This window comes from Pseudomonas sp. GW456-E7, from assembly GCF_059424105.1.
This window is the reverse complement of the sequence record NZ_JBWKZB010000014.1, coordinates 111,209-119,842: the sequence shown is the minus strand read 5'-3', so window position 1 is coordinate 119,842 and position 8,634 is coordinate 111,209. Positions and strand designations below refer to the sequence as shown.

Genomic DNA, 8,634 nt, shown 5'->3' with positions numbered 1-8,634 from the left:
GGTCGTCAACGATAACGCGGGCTGGCAGGTGCCCCGCGGTGTTCTCTGGTTTTTCGCGAGCAGGCTCGCTCCTACAGATGGCGTTGGTCGCCGGCGAAAACACAAACCCTGTAGGAGCGAGCTCGCTCGCGATGGTCGTCAACGATAACGCGGGCTGGCAGGTGCCCCGCGGTGTTCTCTGGTTTTTCGCGAGCAGGCTCGCTCCTACAGAAGCACCCATCTGACAACCGTTCATCGGTGAACTACGCTGCGGTACGTACACTCGACCAGAAATTTGTGAAGTAGGGATCTGACAGATGCGGAGCAGGCTGCTCGTTGTATTGTTCACTGTTTTCGGGTTGTTCTGGTCGTTGCAGCTGTGGGCCGAGGATTCACCAAAGGTGGCCGATGCGCCTGCTGAACTGAAAGTGGCCAACCGCAGTGTCGTGGTGTTTCGCGCGACTCTCCTCGGTGAAGCCCCGGCCTCGCGGGTCAAACGGGCGAAAGCGGTGATCGGAGAGGCGCTGGACGAGGCCGACGACCTGAAGGTTACCCTCGACCCGATCATGACAAGCTACATGGTGCTGCTCGGTTCTCGCCGCGCTTTCATCGTTACGCCCAACGATTTCGATGCCACCGAATTCGACTCGGTGCAGCAAGCCGCCGAAGCCGCGGCTGAAAAACTGCGTCAGGTGGTGGCCGAAACCCAGGAAGCTCGCAGCCTGCACTTGATACTCCGGTCGGTGGGCGCCGCGCTGCTCGCCACCGGTATCTATCTGGGCCTGCTCCTGGCCATGGCTTTTCTACGGCGCAAACTGCTGAAAAAACTGCCCGACCTGATGCATCGGCACACCCAGGCCCTGAAGGTCGGGCGGGTGCCGCTGATCGACGCCAACTTCCTCTATCCCTTGGTCAGCCGTGTGCTGGAAGTGCTGCGCTGGGTCATCGTGCTGTTGCTCACCTACGAGTGGCTGGGGTTTGTCCTGTCGCGTTTTCCCTATACCCGGCCCTGGGGTGAAAGCCTTAACAACTATCTGCTGGAAGTCGCCGACTATTTGCTGCAAGGGATTCTCGGGGCCATCCCCGGGCTTGGCGTGGCGCTGGCGATCTTCTTCATTGCGCGAGGCGCGACAGCCTTCTCTCGGCGGATACTGCGGCGCATGGCCACGCCCGGCACCTTCAACTGGCTGAACCACGAAACCCTGAAACCCACCCAGCGCCTGACGTCGCTGGCGATCTGGCTGTTTGCCCTGGCCATGGCTTATCCCTACTTGCCGGGTGCCGGTACCGATGCGTTCAAAGGCTTGTCGGTGCTGGTCGGCCTGATGATCTCGCTGGGTGCTTCCAGCGTCGTCGGGCAGGCGGCGGCCGGGTTGATCCTGACGTACACCCGGACCCTGCGCCCCGGTGAATTCGTGCGCATTGGCGAGCACGAAGGCACGGTCACTGAACTGGGCATGTTCACCACCAGCATTCGTACCGGCCTGGGCGAGGTGCTGACCTTGCCCAATTCGATGATCACCGGCACGGTCACCAAGAACTATTCACGGGTGGTACAAGGCCCCGGATATGTGGTCGACACCGTGGTCACCATTGGCTATGACACCCCCTGGCGACAGGTCGAAGGGATGTTGCTGGAAGCCGCCAGACGCACGCCCGGCGTCCTCGAAACCCCACCGCCGCAGGTATTCCAGACGGCGTTGTCGGATTTCTACCCCGAGTACCGGTTGGTGGCCCAGGCCATCCCCAGTCAGCCACGGCCACGAGCAGTGCTGCTGAGCATGCTGCACGCCAACATCCAGGATGTGTTCAACGAGTACGGCGTACAGATCATGTCGCCGCACTATCTGGGTGATCCGCAACAGGAGAAATGGGTGCCCAGGGACAAGTGGTACATGGTGCCGGCGCAAGAGTCGGAGGAGACGTTGAAATAATGGCAGGGGGGGCAGGGCGAGGACGGACATTGCGGCAAGTTCGATGAGCGACCGTGGACCGGTCGCTCAGTTGCAGCGGTGTTAAAAAAGCATATAGGCGGATGCAGTCGTCTGGTTCAGGTCGATCTCTCCGACCTCCAGCACTTCGTATTCAGCGCGCACACCGATGTTGCGAAAGACATCGAACTCCACGCCGAGGCCGTAGGTCAGGTCAACCCCGGTATCGTCGTCGGTGGCATTGCCGTCGGCGTCCCAGGCGTGGGCACCGACACTGCCGAACAACCGCACCCGATCACCCAGCGGAAAGCCGACGTGGGCGGCAGCCTGAGCCGACTTGCCTTCGAAATCGATGTTCTTGTCCTTGAATTGACCGAGATCGACGTAGGCACCTTCGAAGGCCAGGTAGCTGTTGACGCGATAGCCTGCATAAACTTTGTAGCTGGTGTCCTCGTCGTCCAGTCGGGATTCTTCGGTCTGGATGCTGCTTACGCCAGCTCCAAGATACAAACCTTTGTCATCAGCGAGCGCCTGGAAAGACAGCAGCGATAGCAGTGAAGCGAAGCCAAGGTTTCGAAGTAGCATGTGTAGTGGAGTCCTTGTACAGGTTTGTCAGGTGTTAGGGTTCGGCGAGCATTTGAGGGGCCATGGGGGGCTAATAGAAATCATTGATTGATATTTTCGGGTCGTGAGGCGGGTTGTTTGCCGGGCATTGAAAGTAGCGCCTTGCCAGTGCCTGGGCAGGCAGCGCTTTGGAGAACAGCCAGCCTTGTGCCAACAGGACGCCCTCTGCAACCAGATGCGGCAGTTGCTCCGCAGTCTCGACACCTTCGGCCACGACCTTGAGTCTTAGCGACCTGGCCAGCTGGGCAATGTGTCGCCACAGGGCATCCTCGGCTGCGATCTTGTCGCCGGCGATGAACGAGCGATCTATTTTCAGAATGTCGAAAGGCACTGAATCGAGGAGCGAGAGGTTGGAATAGCCGATACCGAAGTCGTCCACGGCGATGCGATGACCGCACGCCCGAAGCCGTCGCAATTGCATGGCGGCTGGCTTCTGGTCGAGCATGGTTCTTTCGGTGATTTCAAAGGCCATGGCTGACACAGGCATGTTGTAGGTTGCCAGCACGCTGGCCACATAGTCTGGAAAGTCCGGGTCCTGAATATCCTGGGCGGACAGATTGACCGTAATGTAGAAATCCTTGCACGCCCAAAGGTAAGTGCTGTAATCCTCCGCTACTTGTCGAATCACCGAACGCGTCAGTTTGCGGATCAGGTCAGACTTCTCCGCCACCGCAATGAACACGTCCGCAGGCACAGGGGTACCGTTGTCGCTCCAGTGCGAAAGTGATTCGGCACCCACCAGATAGCCCGTCTTCAAGTTGACGATCGGCTGATAGTGAACACCCAGCGTATTGGCGTTCAGGGCTTTGCGAAGTCGTACGGCAGTAGAGGTGTAATGCCGTTGGATACGCCTTGCGAGCAAGAGCAGCGCGGCGAACACGCACGCAAGGCCAATGAATAATTTGAATTTGAGACCTGTCAGGTAACTCGACGGAAGTGAAATGACCGAGATGAGTTCATTTCGGTTGCCCGCAAAAGCGATGAGGGCCTTGTCTGCCGAGGTGACCAGTTCTTCAAGGTGGAACGGCTTCAGCATCTGCAGGGGCTTGAGGCCAGTAGAGGCAATGGGTACTGCGCCGCCGGGGCCGATGAGGTCCAGTTGCAGGTCCTCGGGAAACTTCAAGTTGTCGAGCAGGATCTTCTTGTTTGCCCAGACGTAGGTCGACTGTTCCGACACGATGATAAAGTCGGTGTCCGCAGAAACAGCGTGGCCGGAATCGACCCAATAGGTTCGCTTGCCAACGGAGAACTTGCGCTTCTCATTACCGGCCAGCATCGACGGCAGTTCTTGTCCATAGGAGGAGCAGAGCTTGCCATTGGGCAACTGGATTGCCGCTTGATCAACAAATCGCAGGTCTTTAACCAGGTCGGACAGTTGTGAATACTGCTCGACGGAGCATTCCTGACCTGAGCGATCAAGATCGCCGAGGGCTTCCAGTACCTTGTCGATCTGCGCATTGGGCTCCACTTGAGCCGCACGCAGATCGGCATAAACGTTATTCAACTTCCGTGCAATGACTGACTCCGCCAAACCTGCGGCACAGAACCATGCGGCCCAACCCGCTGCAGCAATCAGACATACAGTGATTGCGTGCCTTCCAAATAACGCTTTATATACGGAAATCATCGAAAACCCCGAGGTATCATTATTTCACTGTGCACCTTGCAGTCGCGAGTTAAACCTCTTCAGTACCAGTCAATGACCCAGGCCAACAAGATGCCGCTGACATAGGCGCTCATGCACAGCATGATTTTTTGCTTGAGTGGCAGCGTATTTATTCGATGAAGCATGCTTATCTCCTTGAGTGGGAAAACAAGCAATTGTCAGCATCCAGGGTTAATCAACGGAAATTATTAATCCTCATTTTCAGGGAGTTGATGGAAACGTGCCAACGACCTGATTGTATAGGGATGAGGTGATGTTCCTGGGCCTGTCTGAGTTGCGCCTGGCCGTTTCTGACGGTGTCTCTCCGTAAGCAGTCTGATAGGCCTTGGAAAAACGGCCCAGATGATGAAAGTTCCAGAACATGGCGGTTTCCGTCACAGTGGGCCATGTTTTATTGATCAGGTCGCGGCGGGCACTGGCGAGTCTCAAGTTTCTGATATAGGCAATTGGCGACATCCCGAATGTCTCGATAAAGCCAAAATGCAGGGTGCGGGTAGTCGTCTCAAGTTGCCTTACGAGTGACTTTATGGTGAGCGTTTTCTTGATATTGTCATGAATGTACTCGATGGCTTCTATCGCCACCTTCCGTCTGGTGGGGACTTTACGTCTAAAGCCGCCAGCGGGGGTCAATGACTGCAATACAGACGCAAGTACCGCAATCGTTGAACACTCTGCTTCAGCGTACTGTGGGGAGGCAGAGTCATTGATGTCGACACAGCAAGCGCTGATGGCTTGAATGGCAGCCTGTATGAATTGAAAGTTATCAACCTGGTAGCTGTGTCGTGTTCTGTTCGCAAGGATGTCTATGACAGGGTGATGTTGGCGGCACCGGTCGTAGTGCTCCAGTGTTGTGGTGAGGGTGAACAGTGTTTCATTCGGTTCGCAGGTGTAATGCACCGATTCGTCGCTGTGCAGTACGATGATTTCGTCAGGCCGTAGTTTTTGATTGTTCACGAGGGGGCGGCCAATCGGGGCCTGCGAGATGGCGAATGTCACGAATCCGGCGGGGACAGAACTGACCAGGGTGACGGATGAGTCGAACTCGAGGCGACTGCATTGCAGTTCAGGGCTGTGAAAGAGCTTATGTTGCCGGATGTGCGCCTCATGCTCGGTCGGGATAAGGCTCATTTCCCAATTGCCTATTGTTCTGTTCAGTTGGCTCGGCGAGGCGGAAGACAAATGAAAGATTTCATCGGGAGGTGCGATACTCATGAAATTGAAAGCTCACCTGTTAAATGATTAGGGTCAGGCAATGACTGTCCGCGCGGCGGTGACGGTCACATGCTGGATGAAGGTACAGCCGCATCGGGAGGGTTGTCAGAGTCCCCGGACTATTTCCAGTTCCGCTGAAAATGCGTAATTGCTGTGCGATGGTGAGTCGTCCAGCTGCTGTACGTTGCGCGGGTCAACCATCGGGCTGAAGATTTTCGATTGGGGTTTCATCGGGTCAATGGCTGCCGCCGTAAAGGAATAAAAGTCGTCAATACGGTAACCCGTTTTTACCTGATAGCCAGTTTTCACAGAATCCGGAGCCTTCTTGTTGGTTTCGACACTCGCCAATTTTGCACTGTAGATGCCCTTGTCGTCGGCCATGGCCTTGAGAGAGAGCAATAAACCAAACGACACGGTGACGAAGTTTTTCAGTAGCATCGAGGCGATTTCCTTATTTACAGTTTATTCAGGCAGAACCTGGTGCCAGCTGCATCTCTGCCACGGCGTGGTCTGCAAATAATCTCACCCCGACTGCGCCTTCCAAAGTCAATAACTCATATTTGCCAGGTTCAAAGTAATATGAGCGAGGTGGCGTAGCTCATTCCGGTATCACTTTGTGGAGGAGGGAGGGCTGAATCACTGTCCTGCTCGTCCGCATGATACTCATTCTCACTATGAATTTTCAGATGCGATAACTTCTGAGTGTCATCCGGGTTTGTTTGAATTTCATAGTATTCAATGGTCGTGCTTTCAACGGAATGTTCGTCGCTCGCTAACGAACAAAAGGGCAGGGCAGACAGAAATAGAACCGCCAGGCATCCGAAGGTCGTCGATTTATTGCTGCGCAGGAAATGCATTGTTTTCACTTGATTCCCCTGTGTAGGGCATTGTCCCGGACGAGAATCAAGCAGGCTCGATTCCAGAGATTATTGGCGGGGAATTTTTTTCCGGGACGCCATCTGATTCAAGTCAATAACTGTTATTTTTATTAGGAGTAATCTTTGATATGAGCCTGTGCCAAGCGGGTGCTGACTCAATTAATGGTTCATGCAACGCAAACGGCCAAGATCATGTATGTAAAAACATACGGCGTTTTTATTTTGTGTCGGTATCAATTCGTAGTTCAGAATGGCACCTTCTTGCAAGACGTATTGGCGTCTGAAGAACAGGTCAGGGGTCTTTTCAATGGCAAAGAGTTCATTGTCCTGACTGAGTTTGACGTTGCTGATTTTGATTTGTACTTGCGTTTTACTTTCTCTGATTATATTGGCCGATATGGTTGCATTGCGGATTTTCCCATTCAGGCTTTCCAGCGTGGTCCCGGTGAGTCGACCATGCCCGATAGTGAGATACTCTTCGGTGTTGAGTTGGTTGAGATCTTCCAGCCATTGCCGGGCCTTTGTTTGATAGCTGGTATTTTCCATGTAGTGCGAAGGAGAATAAAAAAAGGAGAAAATGCAGAGTGCATTGATCAAGGCGATAACCGGCCAGTGAACCGCTTGCGGGATTTCAAACTTCATAAGGTGACTTCCAAGCATTGACGAATCATCATGGCGAGGTCTCTTTCGCTGCTGTTTAATTGTAGATTTGCAGTGCTTAGATCCGGGCGAATGCACGAAACGGAATAGTTGGTTTTATACAGGTTGATCCAGACTTGCCCCTTCAGGTTGAGTGGAAGCTGTTCTGATTGTTTGGCCGACAGTTCCATCAACGCTTGTGCCTCGGCAAGGTCATTGCCTACGGCGTGGATGATCAGTCCATTCTTGTCGACGCTGGAAATTTCAATTTTTGGCGCTTCGAAGTCGAACTGAAAGACCGTCAAGGCAACCACTGCCAGGGTCACGATATAAGCGATCAGTTGCGCCTTGGTAATGCGGGTGGATTTTTCGGTGTTACTTGAGGGCGCCAGCAACTCATCGCCATCCGGCGGCGGTCGTTGTCCAGGCGTGGCGGCGGGTGGCTGCACAGTTTCTTCTGAAGGTGGCGGTACTTCTGCTGCTGCATCGACTACAAAGTGCCGGTTGAAGCAATATCCCCGGCGAGGAACAGTCATCAGGATCTCGTGATCGCGACTGTCATTCAAAATGTTTCGTAGTGAGAAAACGGTTTGGTTCAAACTGCCGGAAGCAACCACGCGGTCATTCCAGGTGTAGTCGATGATCTCATCGCGGCTTTTAGTGACACCTGGCTCCATGAGCAGCAGGTCCAATAGACGCGACTCGGCTCTACCTAGCGTGGAATTCTGTACATCTCCATGGGGTGTTGTAAGGGTGAGCATGGCGCTGTCCGGGTCGAATTTCGCCACGGCACCATTTTTCAACTTGAAGGTGTAGCTCATAGAAATCTTCCGATCAGGCGTACTGGCCTGAGTATAGGGGCCGGAGTTGGCTCGGTACATTCGGGACTGGGAGATGAAATGGATGAGGACCAGGCGCAAGGCTCACTGTGGAGCCTTTACGATGCGGGACCGGCTCGGTTCAGGAGCGCGCGGCGCGGTAAACAGCCCTGCCTGTCAGCGGTATCAGTTGAATCAAACGAAGGAAAAGCATTGCTGGATGACCCACGGGTTTTGATTTTGACAGTACGAATGATGCTTTGAATGGATGTTTTGCGCTATCCGAAAACTGCAAGCTCGGGTGGGTGGATTTGCGTGTAGCCAGGGTCTGGGCGGATTGCCTGCGCTGTCCGGACAAGGCATTGGTTGCTCCCGGACGGGTCGAGAGGTTCACAATACAAGTCAATGATTGTTGTTTGTGCACCCGGTCAACGGCAGATTATTTTTGATTTCAATTAGCTTTGAACCAGGCTCGTTAGCGCTTTTAATGGATCTCGAGGAGCGTTGACTCTCATCGCGTTCATGCGCGGCGTAAACGATCCTCACCTCTCGTTCAACGGCATTTGCCCCGCGCCCTTCATGGAGGACGCGGGGTTTTTTTTTGCGTTCGGGAAATTGCAGGGGCTGGCTTGCCAGCGATGGTCGTTAACGATAACGCGTGTGAACCGGATGAACGCGGGGCACTTGTGTCCATCGCCAGCAAGCTGGTTCCTACAGTTTCAGCGTGGGCATGGTCCCATGTGGGAGCTGGCTTGTCGGGTCGCCGCATCGCAGCGATGGTCGTTAACGATAACGCGTGTGACCTGGATGAACGCGGCGCACTGGAGTCCATCGCCAGCAGGCTGGCTCCTACAGTTTCAGCGTGGGCAGGGCCCCCTGTGGGAGCT

At 54.5% G+C, this 8,634-nt stretch carries 8 protein-coding genes; 1 reads left to right on the top strand and 7 read right to left on the bottom strand.

Annotated features, from left to right (window positions below; translation table 11 throughout):
• Positions 1-296: 296 nt before the first annotated feature.
• Positions 297-1,913 (top strand): mechanosensitive ion channel family protein, encoded by a 1,617-nt coding sequence (locus AC07YV_RS12025; RefSeq protein WP_102699503.1) that lies wholly within the window; start codon positions 297-299, stop codon positions 1,911-1,913.
• An 81-nt stretch (positions 1,914-1,994) separates the two neighbouring features.
• Here AC07YV_RS12025 and AC07YV_RS12020 read toward each other — a convergent pair whose 3' ends face one another.
• The 7 genes from AC07YV_RS12020 to AC07YV_RS11990 form a co-directional block, all read right to left on the bottom strand.
• The gene (locus AC07YV_RS12020) at positions 1,995-2,495 is read right to left on the bottom strand and encodes an outer membrane beta-barrel protein (protein WP_102699504.1); all 501 of its coding nucleotides are present in this window, start codon (positions 2,493-2,495) and stop codon (positions 1,995-1,997) included.
• 70 nt (positions 2,496-2,565) lie between these two features.
• Positions 2,566-4,161 (bottom strand): EAL domain-containing protein, encoded by a 1,596-nt coding sequence (locus AC07YV_RS12015; RefSeq protein ID WP_102699505.1) that lies wholly within the window; start codon positions 4,159-4,161, stop codon positions 2,566-2,568.
• Between the two features lie 240 nt (positions 4,162-4,401).
• Positions 4,402-5,412 carry a helix-turn-helix domain-containing protein gene (locus AC07YV_RS12010; RefSeq protein ID WP_102699506.1) on the bottom strand — a complete coding sequence of 337 codons (1,011 nt, stop codon included), beginning with the start codon at positions 5,410-5,412 and terminating at the stop codon, positions 4,402-4,404.
• A 105-nt stretch (positions 5,413-5,517) separates the two neighbouring features.
• On the bottom strand, positions 5,518-5,850 hold the full coding sequence (locus AC07YV_RS12005; RefSeq protein WP_102699507.1) for a hypothetical protein: 333 nt from the start codon (positions 5,848-5,850) through the stop codon (positions 5,518-5,520).
• A gap of 131 nt (positions 5,851-5,981) precedes the next feature.
• Complete coding sequence (locus AC07YV_RS12000) at positions 5,982-6,269, bottom strand: hypothetical protein (RefSeq protein ID WP_102699508.1); 288 nt, start codon at positions 6,267-6,269, stop codon at positions 5,982-5,984.
• 180 nt (positions 6,270-6,449) lie between these two features.
• Positions 6,450-6,932: a hypothetical protein gene (locus AC07YV_RS11995; RefSeq protein ID WP_102699509.1), complete on the bottom strand. Its 483-nt coding sequence runs from the start codon at positions 6,930-6,932 to the stop codon at positions 6,450-6,452.
• Positions 6,929-7,750 carry a transcriptional regulator gene (locus tag AC07YV_RS11990; protein ID WP_102699510.1) on the bottom strand — a complete coding sequence of 274 codons (822 nt, stop codon included), beginning with the start codon at positions 7,748-7,750 and terminating at the stop codon, positions 6,929-6,931. Before AC07YV_RS11990 ends, AC07YV_RS11995 begins: the two co-directional genes overlap by 4 nt.
• Between the last annotated feature and the right edge of the window lie 884 nt (positions 7,751-8,634).